Origin of the sequence: Pseudomonas sp. BT-42-2 (assembly GCF_025847435.2) — a bacterium.
Classification (GTDB): Bacteria; Pseudomonadota; Gammaproteobacteria; order Pseudomonadales; family Pseudomonadaceae; genus Aquipseudomonas; species Aquipseudomonas urmiensis.
In genome coordinates this window covers 215739-232020 of sequence record NZ_JAOYTM010000010.1, presented here as the reverse complement: position 1 = coordinate 232020, position 16282 = coordinate 215739, and the positions used below count along the sequence as shown (strand labels likewise).

The window sequence follows — 16282 nt, the reverse complement described above, 5'->3', positions numbered from 1 at the left end:
TGGCCTTAGACGTTCTGCCGCTCACCCTTCGGATCGAAGAACACCGAAGACACGATCTCGGCCTCGATCACGCTGCCATCGGCCTGCGGCGAGAACACCCGCTCGCCCATGCGCTTGAGGCCGCCCTTGACCACACCCATGGCGAACGAATAGCCCAGGGAGTTGGAGGCGTAACTGGAGGTCACGTGGCCAACCATGTCCATCGGGATCGGCTGCTTGGGGTCGAACACCAGCTGCGCGCCTTCCGGCAGCCACTGCTTGGGATCGACCGGTTTCAGGCCTACCAGCTGCTTGCGGTCTTCGCGCAGGCAGTCTTCGCGGTTCATGCCACGCAGGCCGATCCACGAGTACGGCTTGTTGCGGCCTACGCACCAGCTCATGTTCAAGTCGTCGGCGTTCATCGAGCCATCGGTATCCTGGCCAACGATGATGAAGCCCTTCTCGGCACGCAGTACGTGCATGGTCTCGGTGCCGTACGGGGTCAGGTTGAATGGCTTGCCGGCCTCGACGATCTTCTCCAGCACGCCCATGGCGTAGTTGGCCTGGACGTTGACTTCGTACGACAGCTCGCCGGTGAACGAAATCCGGAACACCCGCGCCGGCACGCCGCCAACGTTGCCTTCCTTCCAGCTCATGAACGGGAAATTTTCTTTGTCCAGGTCGATGTCGCTGATCTGCTCGAGCAGCTTGCGGCTGTTGGGGCCGGACAGGGTCATGGTCGCCCAGTGATCGGTGACCGAGGTGAAGTACACCTTCAGTTCCGGCCATTCGGTCTGGTGGTACAGCTCCAGCCATTGCAGCACGCGCGCGGCGCCGCCAGTGGTGGTGGTCATGATGAAGTGGTTGTCGGCGACGCAGGCGGTCACGCCGTCGTCGAAGACCATGCCGTCTTCCTTGCACATCAGGCCGTAGCGGGCCTTGCCCACGTCAAGCTTGGTCCAGGCGTTGGTGTAGACGCGGTTGAGGAACTCCCGCGCATCCGGGCCTTGGATGTCGATCTTGCCCAGGGTCGAGGCATCGAGCAGGCCGACGCTGTCGCGCACCGCCTTGCACTCACGCTCAACCGCGGCATGGATGTCTTCACCAGGTTTAGGGAAGTACCACGGACGCTTCCACTGGCCGACATCCTCGAACTCGGCGCCGTTCTTCACGTGCCAGGCATGCAGGGCGGTGAAGCGCACCGGCTCGAACAAGTGGCCACAGTGACGACCGGCGACCGCGCCGAAGGTCACCGGGGTGTAGTTCGGGCGGAACATGGTGGTGCCCATTTCCGGGATGGTGATACCCAGCGAGCGAGCAGCGATGGCCAGGCCATTGATGTTGCCCAGTTTGCCCTGATCGGTACCGAAGCCCAGCGCGGTATAGCGCTTGACGTGCTCGACCGACTCGAAGCCTTCGCGGGTGGCCAGCTCGATACCGGCGGCGGTGACGTCGTTCTGCTGGTCGACGAACTGTTTCGGGCCACGCGTGCCTTTATCGTGCGGCACTTGGAACAGCGCCACGGTGGCCTCTTCCTTGCGCTGGACGGTTTTTGGCAGGGTGCCGGTAGTGGCCTTGAAGCCGGCCTCGGTGGCCGCGCGCACGCCGCCTTCGAAACCATCGGCGAGGACATCACCCAGCGGATAGACGCCATTCACGCCACCAACACAGACGCGTTTCTGCGGGGCATCGCCAGGCACGAAGCCGAGGATGTCTTCACGCCACACCGGGCGACCGCCCAGGTGCGAAGCCAGGTGAACGATAGGGCTGTAGCCGCCGGAGCTGGCGATCAGGTCGCAGTCGAGCATTTCGCCGGGGCTGGTGACTTTGAATGCCTGCACATCGATCGCCGCCACGCGGGCGCCGGTCACGTGCTTGCTGCCACGGGCCTCGACCACAGCGCTGGAGGTGAGGATGCGAATGCCCTTGGCACGCGCTTCCTCGACCAGCGAGCCACGTGGATTGTGGCGGGCGTCGGCGATGGCCACCACTTGCAGGCCGGCGTCGTGCCAGTCCAGCGCGGTGCGGTAGGCGTGGTCGTTGTTGGTCGAGAGCACCAGCTTGCGCCCAGGCGCCACGCCATAGCGGCGAACGTACGTGGACACAGCGCCAGCGAGCATGTTGCCCGGCACGTCGTTGTTGCCATACACCAGCGGCCGCTCGTGGGCGCCAGCCGCCAGCACCACCTGCTTGGCGCGCACGCGGTGCACGCGGTGGCGAACCTGGCCGATAGGCGCGCGGTCACCGAGATGGTCGGTCAGGCGCTCGTGAATGGTCAGGAAGTTGTGGTCGTGGTAACCGTTGACCGTGGCGCGTGGCAGCAGGGTGACTTCCGCCAGGCCCTTGAGCTCGGCGATGGTCGCGGCGACCCAGTCAGCGGCTGGCTTGCCATCGAGGGTCTCGCGGCTGTCGAGCAGGCTGCCGCCGAACTCTTCCTGTTCATCGGCGAGGATCACCCGCGCGCCACTGCGGCCAGCGGCCAACGCAGCAGCCAGGCCGGCAGGGCCAGCACCGACGATCAGCACGTCGCAGTGCTGGTTCATGTAGTCGTAGCTGTCCGGGTCGTTCTGCAGCGGCGCACGGCCCAGGCCTGCGGCTTTACGGATGTACTTCTCGTAGGTCATCCAGAACGACTTGGGATACATGAAGGTTTTGTAGTAGAAGCCCGGCGGCATCATGCTGCCGCCCACCTTGCCCAGGATGCCCATGACGTCGTTGTTGACGTTCGGCCAACCGTTGGTGCTGGTGGCGACCAGGCCCGAGTACAGCGCCTGTTGCGTGGCCCGCACGTTAGGGATCTGGGTAGCTTCGCTGGAACCGATCTGCAGGATCGCATTCGGCTCTTCGGTGCCAGCGGCAACGATGCCGCGCGGACGCGAGTACTTGAAGCTGCGCCCGACAATATCGACACCGTTGGCCAGCAATGCGGCGGCCAGGCTGTCACCGGCATAACCCTGGTAGGTCTTGCCGTTGAAGGTGAAGTTCAGGACCTTGCTGCGGTCGATACGGCCGCCGCTGGCGAGGCGATAGGTCTGGCTCATACTTTTTCCCCCTGGCCTTTGACGGTCGACGGCGCGGCGTTTTGCTTGCCAGCGGCGGTGATCTGCGGCTTCTCGCCGATCTTGTAGGTTTCCAGAATCTCGTAGGTCACCGTGTCACGGGTGACGTTGAAGTACTGGCGGCAACCGGCAACGTGGTCCCACAGCTCGTGGTGAATGCCGCGTGGGTTGTCGCGGAAGAACATGTAGGTACCCCACTCCTCGTCGGAGCAGGCAGCCGGGTCGAGCGGGCGGGCGATGTGTGCCTGGCCTGAGGCGTGGAACTCTTCTTCGGAGCGCAGCTCGCCGCAGTGGGGACAGAAAATATGCAACATGACGATTGTCTCCGATTAGTGGGCGACGGCCGCGGCGCCGTGTTCGTCGATCAGCGCACCGTTGTAGAAACGGTCGATGGAGAATGGCGCGGCCAGCGGGTGCATCTCACCTTTGGCCAGGCTCGCGGCAAACACGTTGCCCGAACCTGGGGTGGCCTTGAAGCCGCCGGTGCCCCAGCCGCAGTTGAAGAACAGGTTCTTCACCGGGGTCTTGGAGATGATCGGGCAGGCGTCCGGGCAGGTGTCGACGATGCCGCCCCATTGGCGGTTCATGCGCACCCGCGAGAGGATCGGGAACATCTCGACGATCGCTTGCAGGGTGTGTTCGATCACCGGGTACGAACCGCGCTGGCCATAGCCGACCCAGCCATCGATACCGGCGCCGATGACCAGGTCGCCTTTGTCCGACTGGCTGATGTAGCCGTGTACGGCGTTGGACATGATCACGCTGTCGATAATCGGCTTGATCGGCTCGGACACCAGCGCTTGCAGCGGATGCGATTCGAGCGGCAGGCGGAAGCCCGCCAGGCGCGCCATGTGCCCGGAGTTACCGGCAGTGACCACGCCAACGCGCTTGGCGCCGATGAAGCCTTTGTTGGTCTCGACGCCGATGACTGCGCCGTTTTCCTTGCGAAAACCAATGACCTCGGTCTGCTGGATCAGGTCGACGCCGAGGGCGTCAGCAGCACGGGCGAAGCCCCAGGCCACGGCATCGTGACGGGCCACGCCGCCACGGCGCTGAACGGTCGCGCCGAGGATCGGGTAGCGGGTGTTCTTCGAGCAGTCCAGGTAGGGAATTTCCGCCGCCACCTGGTCGGTGTTGAGCAGCTCGCCATCGACGCCATTGAGGCGGTTGGCGCTGACCCGACGCTCGGAATCACGAATGTCCTGCAGGGTGTGGCACAGGTTGTAGACCCCGCGCTGGGAGAACATCACGTTGTAGTTGATGTCCTGCGACAGGCCTTCCCACAACTTCATGGCGTGTTCGTAGAGCTTGGCCGATTCGTCCCACAGGTAGTTGGAACGCACGATGGTGGTGTTACGGGCGGTGTTGCCGCCGCCCAACCAGCCCTTCTCGACCACGGCCACGTTGGTGATGCCGTGGACCTTGGCCAGGTAATAAGCAGTGGCCAGGCCGTGGCCGCCACCACCAACGATGACCACGTCATAGACCTTCTTAGGGGTCGGCGTGCGCCACATGCGCTGCCAGTTTTCGTGGTGGCTGAGGGAGTGTTTGAAGAGGCCGAAGCCCGAATAGCGTTGCATGGTGTGTTACTCCACTCAGCGGTAGACCGGGAAGTCGGCGCACAGCGCGGCGACATTCTTGGCAACGTCGGCTTCGACGTCGGCGTCGCCCAGGTTGTCCAGCACATCGCAGATCCAGCCAGCCAGTGCCACGCACTGGGCAACCTTGAAACCACGAGTGGTGACAGCCGGGGTGCCGATGCGCAGGCCCGAGGTGACGAACGGCGACTGCGGGTCGTTAGGCACAGCGTTCTTGTTGACGGTGATGTGCGCGCGGCCCAGGGCTGCGTCAGCGTCCTTGCCGGTCAGGCCCTGGCGGATCAGGCTGACCAGGAACAGGTGGTTGTCGGTGCCGCCGGAGACCACGTCGTAGCCGCGCTCGATGAACACCTGGGCCATGGCCTGGGCGTTTTCGATGACTTGCTTCTGGTAGCTCTTGAACTCCGGCTCCTGGGCTTCCTTGAAGCACACCGCCTTGCCAGCGATGACGTGCATCAGCGGGCCACCCTGGGCGCCCGGGAACACGGCGGCGTTGAGTTTCTTCTCGATCTCTTCGTTGGACTTGGCCAGGATCAGGCCGCCACGCGGACCGCGCAGGGTCTTGTGGGTGGTGGTGGTGACCACGTCAGCGAAGGGGATCGGGTTGGGGTACAGGCCAGCAGCCACCAGGCCGGCGACGTGGGCCATGTCGACGAACAGCAGCGCCCCGACCTTGTCGGCAATGGCGCGAAAACGCGGGAAGTCGAGGGTCTTGGAGTAGGCCGAGAAGCCAGCGACGATCATCTTCGGCTTGTGCTCGACCGCCAGGCGCTCGACTTCGTCGTAGTCGATCAGGCCGGTCGTGGTGTCGATACCATATTGCACAGCGTTGTACAGCTTGCCCGAGGACGACACCTTGGCGCCGTGGGTCAGGTGACCACCATGGGCCAGGCTCATGCCCAGGATGGTGTCACCGGCCTGCAGCAGGGCCAGGTACACGGCGCTGTTGGCCGAAGAGCCGGAGTGTGGCTGAACGTTGGCGTAATCGGCGCCGAACAGCTGCTTGGCGCGCTCGATAGCCAGCGCCTCGACCTTGTCGACGTGCTCGCAGCCACCGTAGTAGCGCTTGCCCGGATAGCCTTCGGCGTATTTGTTGGTCAGGCCGCTGCCCTGGGCCTGCATCACGCGCTTGCTGGTGTAGTTCTCCGAGGCGATCAGCTCGATGTGATCTTCCTGGCGCTGTTCCTCGGCATTCATCGCCGCCAGCAGTGCGTCGTCATAACCCTGGATCTGGTCTTGCTTGCTGAACATCATGTATCTCCCGGCAGCGATCATTTTTTGTCAGTAGGGTTCGATGACCCTTTGTGGCGATGGTATGACTGGCAAGGGCCGGTCAGATGCCTGCGCACGCCTTGCAATGGCGCGTTTACGACATTGGCTGCTGTGTTGGCCCCTTCGCGGGCAAGCCCGCTCCCACAAGAACTGCGCCGAACCCTGTGGGAGCGGGCTTGCCCGCGAAGAGGCCGGCGCGAACAGCAGGTAAAAGGCCGCATGCACAGTTGTATAGGCAACCGCTGAATCGATGGTTTAGAGTGCTGTTCTGCGTCGTTCACAGGACCGTGTCATGTCAGATAACAGCCAACAATTCGCCAGCGACAACTATTCCGGTATCTGCCCCGAAGCCTGGGCCGCCATGGCCAAGGCCAACCAGGGCCACGAACGCGCCTACGGCGACGACCAGTGGACCGAGCGCGCCTCGGAATACTTTCGCAAGTTGTTCGAAACCGACTGCGAAGTGTTCTTCGCCTTCAACGGCACCGCCGCCAACTCGCTGGCCCTGGCCTCGTTGTGCCAGAGCTACCACAGCGTGATCTGCTCGGAGACCGCCCACGTCGAAACCGACGAATGCGGCGCGCCGGAGTTCTTCTCCAACGGCTCCAAGCTGCTCACCGCACCTAGCGTCAATGGCAAGCTCACCCCGGAGTCGATCCGCGAAGTCGCGCTCAAGCGCCAGGACATCCACTACCCCAAGCCGCGCGTGGTGACCCTGACCCAAGCCACCGAAGTCGGCACCGTGTACCGCCCCGACGAGCTCAAGGCAATCAGCGCCACCTGCAAGGAACTGGGCCTGAACCTGCACATGGACGGCGCTCGCTTCACCAATGCCTGTTCGTTCCTCGGCTGCTCGCCAGCCGAGCTGACCTGGAAGGCTGGCGTCGATGTGCTGTGCTTTGGCGGCACCAAGAACGGCATGGCGGTGGGCGAGGCGATCCTGTTCTTCAATCGCCAGCTGGCAGAAGACTTCGATTACCGCTGCAAACAGGCCGGCCAACTGGCATCGAAGATGCGCTTCTTGTCAGCGCCGTGGGTGGGCTTGCTGGAAGATGGCGCCTGGCTGCGCCATGGCAACCACGCCAACCACTGCGCGCAGTTGCTGGCGTCGCTGGTGAGTGATCTGCCGGGCGTGGAGTTGATGTTCCCGGTGGAAGCCAACGGCGTGTTCCTGCAGATGCCGGAACCTGCGCTGGAAGCGCTGCGTAACAAGGGCTGGCGCTTCTATACCTTCATTGGCAGCGGTGGCGCGCGGTTCATGTGTTCGTGGGATACCCAGCAAGAGCGGGTGCGTGAATTGGCAGCGGATATCCGCGCGATCATCGCTGGCTGATCGACCGCTATCGCGGGGCAAGCCCGCTCCCACGCCTGCTAACGCTAAATGCAGGAAGCGTGGGAGCGGGCTTGCCCCGCGATGCATTCACTGCCTGTCAAAGCCTGAAACCACCCATCTGCCGCGCCAGATCATCCGCCAAGCCACGCAACGCCTGGCACTCATCCCGACAGCCCTGCACCTGCGCCGCCGTCTGCCGGGCCAGATCGGAAATCCCCTGCACCGTGCGGTTGATCTCCTCGGTGACCGCCGACTGCTCTTCGGTCGCCGTTGCTACCTGGTGGTTCATGTCGCTGATGTGCTCCACCTGAACGGTAATCGCCCCAAGCGAGCTTCCCGTGCGCTGGCTGGATTCGACCCCACTGCCCGTCGCCGCCTGCCCCGCTTGCATTGAAGCAACGGCAGTCCCCGCCCCGTCTTTGAGGCGCTGGATCATCTGCTGCACCTGATCGGTAGACACTTGCGTGCGCCGGGCCAAGGTACGCACTTCATCGGCCACCACGGCAAAGCCACGGCCCATCTCCCCGGCCCGCGCAGCTTCAATGGCGGCGTTGAGCGCCAGTAGGTTGGTCTGTTCGGAAATACTGCGGATCACGCCCAGTACTTCATCGATCGAGGCCACTTCGTTGGCCAACTGCTCGACCGCCTCGGCAGCTTTACCGATCTCGCCAGACATCCCCTCGATGCCCTTGACCGAACGCTGTACCACTTCCCGTGCCTGCAGCGCTTCATCACGCGCCGACTGCGATGCCTGCGCCGCTTGCCCGGCGTTCTGCGCGATGTCCTGCACGGTCAGCCCCATCTCGTGCACGGCAGTAGCGACCATCTCGGTCATCTCCTGCTGGCGCCCTGAGCGTTCAGCCGTGTCGTCCACCACCTGAGTCACCTGCTCCACCGAGTGGTGCAGACGCTCAGTGGTCCGCAGCACGTCGCCGATCAGCGCACGCTGGCTGTCGAGAAAACGGTTGAAGCCCCGGGCCAGGTCGCCCAGTTCGTCCTGGCGTGAATCATCCAGACGATGACTGAGATCGCCCGCACCGCTGCCGATCTGCACCAGGGCTGCTGTCACTTGGCGGATAGGCCGCACCAAGCCACGCGCCAGCAACACCACGAGCAGCAGCGAAACCAACGCCACCGCTCCGCCAATCAGGCTGGTCAGCCATACCGCTTGGCGCATCTGCGCGTAGATCTCGGCTTCCGGCACCTCGGCCACCAACGTCCAATTGAGGTCGCGCAGTGGCAAGCCCAGAGCCAAATAGTCCTCGCCGTCGCGGCTGAAGCGGCTGCTGCGCAAACCTTGCCCTTGGCTCATCACCGCCTTGGCCGCTTCGGCGCCGATCTGCTCGATGAGCTGGCGCTTAGCGCTGAATTCATTTTGCGGATGGACCTGGATCAACCCATCGTTGCGCACCAGCATCACCCGCCCGTGCTCGCCGAAGCTGAAGTCGTGGATCAGTTTCGACAGTTCTGTGAGGCGCAGGCCCATGCCAGCCACGCCAACCAGCTGGCCGTCTTTTTCTACCCGATAGTCGATGAACAACGCCACTTCACCCGTGGCGCCGTCGATGTCGATATTGATCAGGCGTTCGGCGCCGCTGTCGATGTAGCCGTAGAACCACTTGTCCTTGGGATTCTCGCGGCTGAGCGTGCGGTCCAGACCATTCTCGTTGTAGTAGTGACCGGTCGCGGTCGAGGCGAACAGCGCGGTAAAGGCCTGGTTGCGCTGCTTGGCAGCTTGCAGGTTTTCGATGAAACGTGGTGCTTGGGCTGGGTCTTCACCGGCAGCCAGCCAGTCGCGCAGCAAGGTATTGCCTGCGATGTCGGCCGCCGCCACCAGCGGCTGGGCGAGCATGCGCTCGATGTCGTTGCGGATGGCTTCGATACTGGCCGGCAGCGCCGTGTCGACCAGGTAGCGTTCAGTCAGGCGGTTGACCGCCACGGTATAGATCGCCACCACCACCAGAATGCTCACCAGCAGGGCCGCGCCCATGCTGGTGATCAACTGCCACTGAATACTCCGCCGCCAGATGCGCATACTTTTCCTCCCCAGGAATAAGCGTGGTGACACGCCAATCAGGGATTGTATACACGTAAGTATTCAATCTTTCCAGCTGTGGCGTACCCAGCTGGAGGCGACTCCTGAGAGCGTAAACTGACTATTCATTGGCCAATTCATGAAAACCCGTTGCTCAAACGTCTTTGCGCCTACCTATCATTTTTACCAGTAGAAGAAGAACCCATAATACGTAAAGCTCATTCGGGCATGGCAAACATTAACGTCATCAAACCCGGAGCTCACTCATGATTGGTACCTTTGACATTAAACTAAATGGCAAGACATACACCTTACAAAACGGTATGGCTGCAGTTATTGGCTCACTACGGGAGAGAGATACTCTGTGGCTTCAAGGACACACCCCCGTAGAAATCACGCGATGCCCTAAGATTGCTGATGCGGAAGGTGGCGCCGCGTGGGAGTTTGAAGGGGTTTCCGTGATCGCCCCAAACAACTTAGAGGAGAAGGAAAAGAAAGGCATTGATATAAAGCCTGTATCCCTAATTTTAAACATTGATGATGAGGCAAAAGTCGTCGACACACCGAGGGACCTGAGTTTCCACATGAATATTGGCCCTGGAGAAACACTCCGCATCGGAGGCAATGAATATATGGTTAACCACCGGGATTGGTTGGTGTTTACCAAACCCTCCACTCATTACGCCATCGGTTTTGTTTCCCATCTCGCGACGAAGATTGGGTGATCAGCGCAGGGGCGCAACGCGCCCCATCTTTAATTGTCGCCAATCGTCCGGCTAATCGCGTCGACCGTCGCATCAATTTGCGCTTGGGTGCGTGCCAGGGTCTGCTGGTGCTCTTTCTGCAGTTCGATCTGCTTGGAGCACAGGTTCAAGGCCGCCAGTACCAGCAGCTTGTCGCCGATCAGGGTCGGGTACTGACGTTTGGTTTCGGCCAGGGCGGTGTTGAGCATCCGCACAGCCTGCGACAGGGTTTCTTCCTGCCCTTCGGGCGCCTTGATCGAATAATCGGCGCCGAGAATCGACACCACATTGATCGGCTGCGCTTGCAGTCTCATGCGTTAACAACACCTGCACTGGCGCGCTCGACCAGCGCCTGGATACGCGCGGCGGTGGCGCCGTGCTTCTCTTCTTGCTCCATCAGCGACAGCTGCAGGCTGTCGTTTTCTTCCTTGGCCTGGGCCAGTTCCTGGCTGAGCGCAGTGTTTTGCTCGACCAGTTGCGCATTCTTTTGCAGCAGGTCAGTGACCAACTGCTCGATTTGATTCAGGGAGGCTTCCAACATGGGGGGATATCTCGGTTGTTGCAAAGGGCGCACACGATAAAGAAAAGCGCGAGCCCCCGCCATTAAATATCGGATTCTTAAGGCTTTAGCCTGTGCAGATTGACCGGGTTTGGCCCACCTTGTTCCGACCTGGGTCAACCGCCGGTCAGGAATTTAGATAGGTGGCTCACACTTTTCTCCACTCGCACTCAAGACTGGCCAGTCACGACCGATAGCCAGGCAGGTCTTATTTCGTCGCATGGACCGCGCGTTCCCTCTCCTTGCCTGGATTTTCCCCACCATGTCCCTACGCAACATGAATATCGCTCCGCGCGCGCTGCTCGGGTTCGCCCTGATCGGCCTGCTGATGCTTGGCCTTGGCGTCTTCTCGCTGATCCAGATGGGCAACATCCGCCAAGCCGGTGTCGCCATCGAAAACATCAGCGTACCGAGCATCAAGACCCTCGACGAGCTGACCGCGCTCAATCTGCGCATGCGCACCCTGTCCTACCGCTTGCTGCTCAACCGCGAGCCGGCGACCCAACAGGAAACCCTGCGCCTGCTGGATGAGCGCAACGCCCAGATCGACCAGGCCAGGCGTGCCTACGAGCCGCTGATCGGCGCTGCCGACGAGCAGGCTGCCTATGATCAATACAGCCAGTTACTGGCGCAGTACCGCCAGCTGGAGTCGCGCATGCGCAGCCTGAGCCAGGCCGACCGCAGCGACGAGCTGCGCGACCTGCTCAACCGCGATCTATTGGCCAACTCCGAGCAGATCAACAAGGTCATGGACAGCCTGGTGCGGATCAACACTGAGCAGACCCGCCAAACCAACGAAACTGCAGCCAGCCAATACGCCGCCGCGTTCGCCCTGGTGATCGGCCTGTTGATCGCCGCCACCGTGCTGACCTTGCTCTGCGCCCTGCTGCTGACTCGCAGCATCGTCAAACCCATCGATGAAGCGCTCAAGGCCGCCGAGCAAGTTGCCGACGGTGACCTGACCCAGATCATCCGCGCCGAAGGCACCGACGAAGCCGCCCGCCTGCTGCGGGCCATGGCGCGCATGCAGGACAAACTGCGCGACACCCTGCAGCTGATCGCCGGTTCCGCCACCCAACTGGCCTCCGCTGCCGAAGAGCTCAACTGCGTCACCGATGAAAGCGCCCGTGGCCTGCATCAGCAGAACAACGAAATCGAACAGGCCGCCACCGCTGTCACCGAAATGACCAGCGCCGTGGAAGAAGTGGCGCGCAACGCCGTCAGCACCTCCGAAGCCTCCGGCGAAGCCAGCCGTTCTGCAGGAGACGGCCGCGACCTGGTGATGGAGACCGTCAACGCGATCGAGCGCATGAGTGGTGATGTGCAGGCGACCGCCAAGCTGATCACCCACTTGGCCGAACAGTCGCGCGACATCGGCAAGGTGCTCGACGTGATCCGCGGCCTGGCGGACCAGACCAACCTGTTGGCACTCAACGCTGCCATCGAGGCCGCCCGTGCCGGTGAGGCGGGCCGTGGTTTTGCCGTGGTTGCCGATGAAGTACGCGCGCTGGCCCACCGCACCCAACAGTCGACCAGTGAAATCGAGCGCATGATTGCCAGCATCCAAAGTGGTACTGGCGAGGCCGTCGATTCGATGCGCACCAGTACCGAGCGCGCGGAGTCGACCCTGAACATCGCTCGCGGCGCAGGGCTTGCGCTGGACAGCATTGCCGGGGCGGTGTCGCAGATCAACGAGCGCAACCTGGTGATTGCCAGCGCGGCAGAGGAGCAGGCCCAGGTCGCCCGCGAAGTGGATCGCAACCTGGTCAATATCAACGACCTGTCGGTGCAGAGCGCCACGGGCGCGCACCAGACCAGCGCGGCCAGTGCCGAGCTGTCTCGCCTGGCGGTGGACCTCAATGGCCTGGTGGCGCGTTTCCGCGTTTGAGCCAGCAGTGCGGTCGCCTGTTTTGGGGCCGCTTTGCGCCCCAAAAATCAAACGTGAGCAACGTTGCAAAGGACTGGTACTCCCCAAAGCAAAAACAGACTTTTCCTACATATCAAACTCTCGATTCGAGCTATCAATGTCCCCGTTTAGGCCTACGGAAAAGTGATGGTGGGTCGCCAGCTATCGGCGACCCTGCCCTCCCCGGTCATCTGAGCAGTGTCTGCCCGCAACGCGTCCAGGCCTCACGCGTCTTTGTCCCAAGCGGCGTCGAATCAGGAGAACCCCCATGCCCCAAGCCAACGCCAAGCAACGTGTAGCCTGCTATCAGTTCGCCCCCAAAATCGCCGACCCAAGCTTCAACCTTGAGCAATCGCTCAAGGCAATGTCTGAAGCTGCCGAGCGTCAGGCGAAATTGCTGGTGTTGCCGGAGTTGGCCTTGAGCGGTAATGCGTTACGCGACCGGGAAGAAGCCTTCGTCTGTTCGGTGTCACGCGACGGCACTCGCCTAAACGCACTGGCAGAGCAGGCTCGAGCGCTTGATCTGATCGTGATAGTAGGATTCTGCGAACGTCTGGAAGCCGGCCATGTGGCCAATACCTCGGTGATGATTCAGCCAAACGGCCAGCGCACCTTCTACCGCAAAGCACACCTGTGGAACCGAGAAACGCTGATCTTCACCCCGGGCGACCGCGCCCCGCCCGTGGTTCAGACGAGCTTAGGACGGGTGGCGATGATGCTCAGTTACGATTTGCAGTTCCCCGAGTGGGTTCGCCTGGCTGCGCTCAGCGGCGCACAACTGCTGTGCGCGCCGGTCAACTGGCCGGCATCGCCGCGTCCGGCGCTGCAGCGCCCTGTCGAAGTAACGCGGGTGCAAGCTAATGCAGCGGTCAATCATCTGTTCATCCTGGCCTGCGACCGCTGCGGCCATGAGCGCGGCATGGACTGGGTTGCAGGCTCCACCCTGGTCGGTGCCGACGGCTATCTGCTGGCCGGCGGGATCAGCCTGGATCGGCCCCAATTACTGGTGGCCGACATCAAACTGCGCACAGCCTCCGACAAGCGCACTCCACCCTACAACGACATCCTCGCCGACCGTCGCCCCCAGCTCTACGGCAAGCTCTGCCAAGCCTAGTAGTCGATACGCACATCACCCTTGGGCACACTGCAGCACGACAGGATGTACCCCTCGGCTTCATCTTCTTCGGTGATGCCGCCGTTGTGCTCCATCTCCACGTCGCCACCGAGCTTTAGCACCTTGCAGGTGCCGCAGATGCCCATGCCGCAGGCCTTGGGAATCATCAAGCCGACCTTGGCCGCTGCCGCATGCACGGTTTCGCCGGGGGCTACGCGAATGCTCTTGTCGCTGCCGACGAACTCCACCAGGTTCAGATCCGACAGGTCCAGTTCCGGCGCGTCGGCGGCCTGTTCGGCATGCTCGACTGCGTCGGCCTTGGCTTCTGCTGGCGTCGCGCCGAACGATTCTTCGTGGTAGTTCTTCATGTCGAAACCAACCGCTTCGAGCATGCGCTTGACCGCCGTCATGTACGGCGTCGGCCCGCAGCAGAACACCGTGCGCTCCATGTAGTCGGGAGCGATCAACTCCATCAGCCGCTGGTTCAGGTAACCGCGATAACCCGCCCACGGCTCGCCCAAGCCATGCTTCTCGCAAATGATGTGCAGGCTGAAATTAGGAATGCGCGAAGCCATCTGCTCCAGCTCGCGGTGGTAGATGATGTCCTTCGGTGAGCGGGCGCTGTGCACGAAGACCATGTCGACATTGGCATTGGTGTCATAGAACCAGCGGGCCATCGACATCACCGGGGTGATACCCACGCCACCGCTCAGGTACAGCACCTTGCCGGCCGGAAAATCGATCGCGTTGAACAGCCCCACCGGCCCGTGCACTGGCAGCTCGGCGCCCTCGTGCATGGTGTCGTGCAGGTAGTTGGAAACATGCCCGCCCGGCACCCGCTTGACCGTGATCGAGAAGCTGTACGGCACCGACGGCGAACTGGAGATGGTGTAAGAACGCATCACTTGCTTGCCTTCGATCTCAAGCTCCAAGGTGACGAACTGGCCCGGCTTGAAGAAAAACATGATCGGCTGGTCGGCCATGAAGCAGAAGGTGCGCACATCCCAGGTTTCCTGGATGACCTTGACGCAGCGCACGATGTGGCGGCCGTTGGCCCAGGTCTGGGTAGTGACCGGGTTGAGGAAGGTATCGGACATGGTGTTCTCCAGCGGCCGACTACCGGCCTTTTATGGCTCCGATAATGCTCAAGGCGCTGGCGGCGTACATTCCTGCCAGCGACATCGGCGTGCTTATCGCGACCAGCCCCGACCTACAAGGGTTTACGCGTCGGAATTGAATTCGGCCATGTCGCCCATGGATACGGCTCAAGACGTATCTGATCGCACACTCCACGGCAAATAGACCTGATGTTTTTTGCAAGCAGCCTTGCGGCACCACAATAACGATTAGCCACCTTTCGCCGGCCCTTATCGGCCTTGAGGATTAAACGATGGACGTCACCGCAACCCTGAGCCTGGGCGATCCACTGGAAGCAGCACGCAAGGCCACCGCCGAGATGCTGCAGACCCGCGAGCGTACCTACTCGCTGCCCCAGCCGTTCTACACCGACGAGCGTCTGTTCCAGATCGACATGCAGGAGATCTTCCACAAGGAGTGGCTGATCGCAGGCATGACTTGCGAGATCCCGACCAAGGGTAACTTCCTCACCCTGCAGATCGGCAAGAACCCGGTCATCGTGATCCGCGGCGCCGAAGGCAAGGTGCATGCCTTCCATAACGTCTGCCGCCACCGTGGCTCACGGCTGTGCACCAGCGACAAGGGCAAGGTGGCCAAGCTGGTCTGTCCGTACCACCAGTGGACCTACGAGCTCGACGGCCGCCTGCTGTTCGCCGGCACCGAGATGGGCGCCGATTTCGACATGAAGCAGTACGGCCTCAAGCCGATCAACGTCAAAACCGCAGGCGGCTACATCTTCATCAGCCTGGCCGAGAACCCTCCGGCCATCGACGAGTTCCTCGAAACCCTCGAGCACTACATGGAACCGTACGACATGGAGAACACCAAGGTGGCGGTGCAAACCACCTTGCTGGAAAAAGCCAACTGGAAACTGGTGCTGGAAAACAACCGCGAGTGCTACCACTGCAACGGCTCGCACCCAGAGTTGCTGAAAACCCTGCTGGAGTGGGACGACACCGAAGACCCCCGCGCCGACCAGGCCTTCAAGGACCACGTCGCCGCCTCGGCCGCTGCCTGGGAAGCCGAGAAGATTCCTTACCTGCACAAAAGCCATGGCCTGCGTAACCGCATCGTGCGCATGCCGCTGCTCAAGGGCACTGTATCGATGACCATGGACGGCAAGCAGGCCTGCCAGAAGCTAATGGGCCGGATCAAGAACCCCGACCTCGGCTCGATGCGCATCCTGCACCTGCCGCACTCGTGGAACCACTGCATGGGCGATCACATCATCGTCTTCACCGTATGGCCGATCAGCGCGCAGGAAACCATGGTCACCACCAAGTGGTTGGTGCACAAGGATGCGGTCGAGGGCGTCGATTACGATCCAGAGCAGATGCGTAAAGTGTGGGACGCCACCAACGATCAGGATCGGCGGTTGGCGGAAGAGAACCAACGCGGGATCAACTCCACCGCGTATCAGCCGGGGCCGTATTCGAAGACTTATGAGTTTGGCGTAGTGAACTTTATCGACTGGTATAGCCAGCGGGTGCTGGAGAATTTGGGGGCGGAGCCAGCGCCTTATCTCAAGGAACTTAAAGCCTAGGATG

The 16282-nt window shown here is 61.9% G+C and carries 13 protein-coding genes and 2 pseudogenes; 6 read left to right on the top strand and 9 right to left on the bottom strand.

What is annotated here, in order from left to right:
* Positions 1–5 precede the first annotated feature (5 nt).
* The 4 genes from OIU19_RS12770 to OIU19_RS12755 are packed head-to-tail and all read right to left on the bottom strand — an operon-like array spanning position 6 to position 5887.
* Positions 6–3020 (bottom strand): sarcosine oxidase subunit alpha, encoded by a 3015-nt coding sequence (locus OIU19_RS12770; protein ID WP_264235294.1) that lies wholly within the window; start codon positions 3018–3020, stop codon positions 6–8.
* Entirely contained in the window at positions 3017–3352 is a 336-nt protein-coding gene (locus OIU19_RS12765; protein ID WP_186552757.1) for a sarcosine oxidase subunit delta, read from the bottom strand. Before OIU19_RS12765 ends, OIU19_RS12770 begins: the two co-directional genes overlap by 4 nt.
* A 15-nt stretch (positions 3353–3367) precedes the next feature.
* The gene (locus OIU19_RS12760; protein WP_186552758.1) at positions 3368–4618 is read right to left on the bottom strand and encodes a sarcosine oxidase subunit beta family protein; all 1251 of its coding nucleotides are present in this window, start codon (positions 4616–4618) and stop codon (positions 3368–3370) included.
* Positions 4619–4633: 15 nt separating this feature from the next.
* Positions 4634–5887, bottom strand: coding sequence for a serine hydroxymethyltransferase (locus tag OIU19_RS12755; protein ID WP_186552759.1), 1254 nt, complete (start codon positions 5885–5887; stop codon positions 4634–4636).
* Between the two features lie 313 nt (positions 5888–6200).
* Between OIU19_RS12755 and OIU19_RS12750 the strand changes: the two genes are divergently transcribed.
* Positions 6201–7241: a low specificity L-threonine aldolase gene (locus OIU19_RS12750; protein ID WP_264235293.1), complete on the top strand. Its 1041-nt coding sequence runs from the start codon at positions 6201–6203 to the stop codon at positions 7239–7241.
* A gap of 97 nt (positions 7242–7338) precedes the next feature.
* Here the strand turns inward: OIU19_RS12750 and OIU19_RS12745 are convergent, their stop codons facing one another.
* Together OIU19_RS12745 and OIU19_RS12740 are read right to left on the bottom strand one after the other, a co-directional pair.
* Positions 7339–8067, bottom strand: coding sequence for a methyl-accepting chemotaxis protein (locus OIU19_RS12745; protein ID WP_372353312.1), 729 nt, complete (start codon positions 8065–8067; stop codon positions 7339–7341).
* 135 nt (positions 8068–8202) lie between these two features.
* Positions 8203–9231 (bottom strand): annotated as a pseudogene (locus tag OIU19_RS12740) (cache domain-containing protein); the annotation flags it as partial.
* Between the two features lie 311 nt (positions 9232–9542).
* On the opposite strand from OIU19_RS12740, the gene OIU19_RS12735 reads away from it, so the two are divergent.
* Positions 9543–10001 (top strand): hypothetical protein, encoded by a 459-nt coding sequence (locus OIU19_RS12735; protein ID WP_264235291.1) that lies wholly within the window; start codon positions 9543–9545, stop codon positions 9999–10001.
* A gap of 29 nt (positions 10002–10030) precedes the next feature.
* Here OIU19_RS12735 and OIU19_RS12730 read toward each other — a convergent pair whose 3' ends face one another.
* Both OIU19_RS12730 and OIU19_RS12725 read right to left on the bottom strand, forming a co-directional pair.
* Complete coding sequence (locus OIU19_RS12730) at positions 10031–10333, bottom strand: cell division protein ZapA (protein ID WP_264235289.1); 303 nt, start codon at positions 10331–10333, stop codon at positions 10031–10033.
* Positions 10330–10560, bottom strand: coding sequence for a hypothetical protein (locus OIU19_RS12725; protein WP_186552763.1), 231 nt, complete (start codon positions 10558–10560; stop codon positions 10330–10332). The genes OIU19_RS12730 and OIU19_RS12725 overlap by 4 nt, the downstream gene beginning before the upstream one ends.
* Before the next feature lie 238 nt (positions 10561–10798).
* On the opposite strand from OIU19_RS12725, the pseudogene OIU19_RS12720 reads away from it, so the two are divergent.
* From OIU19_RS12720 to OIU19_RS12710, 3 genes and pseudogenes are all read left to right on the top strand, one after another.
* Positions 10799–11611: pseudogene (locus OIU19_RS12720) on the top strand (MCP four helix bundle domain-containing protein); the annotation flags it as partial.
* Positions 11594–12466 (top strand): methyl-accepting chemotaxis protein, encoded by an 873-nt coding sequence (locus tag OIU19_RS12715; RefSeq protein ID WP_372353311.1) that lies wholly within the window; start codon positions 11594–11596, stop codon positions 12464–12466. The pseudogene OIU19_RS12720 and the gene OIU19_RS12715, both read left to right, overlap by 18 nt.
* A gap of 286 nt (positions 12467–12752) precedes the next feature.
* Positions 12753–13598, top strand: a complete 846-nt coding sequence (locus tag OIU19_RS12710; RefSeq protein ID WP_264235287.1) for a nitrilase-related carbon-nitrogen hydrolase — start codon at positions 12753–12755, stop codon at positions 13596–13598.
* Here the strand turns inward: OIU19_RS12710 and gbcB are convergent.
* Positions 13595–14695, bottom strand: coding sequence for a glycine-betaine demethylase subunit GbcB (gene gbcB, locus OIU19_RS12705; RefSeq protein ID WP_186552766.1), 1101 nt, complete (start codon positions 14693–14695; stop codon positions 13595–13597). The two genes, OIU19_RS12710 and gbcB, sit on opposite strands and share 4 nt — an antisense overlap.
* 293 nt (positions 14696–14988) lie before the next feature.
* On the opposite strand from gbcB, the gene gbcA reads away from it, so the two are divergent.
* Positions 14989–16278, top strand: coding sequence for a glycine-betaine demethylase subunit GbcA (gene gbcA, locus OIU19_RS12700; RefSeq protein WP_264235286.1), 1290 nt, complete (start codon positions 14989–14991; stop codon positions 16276–16278).
* Positions 16279–16282: the final 4 nt, after the last annotated feature.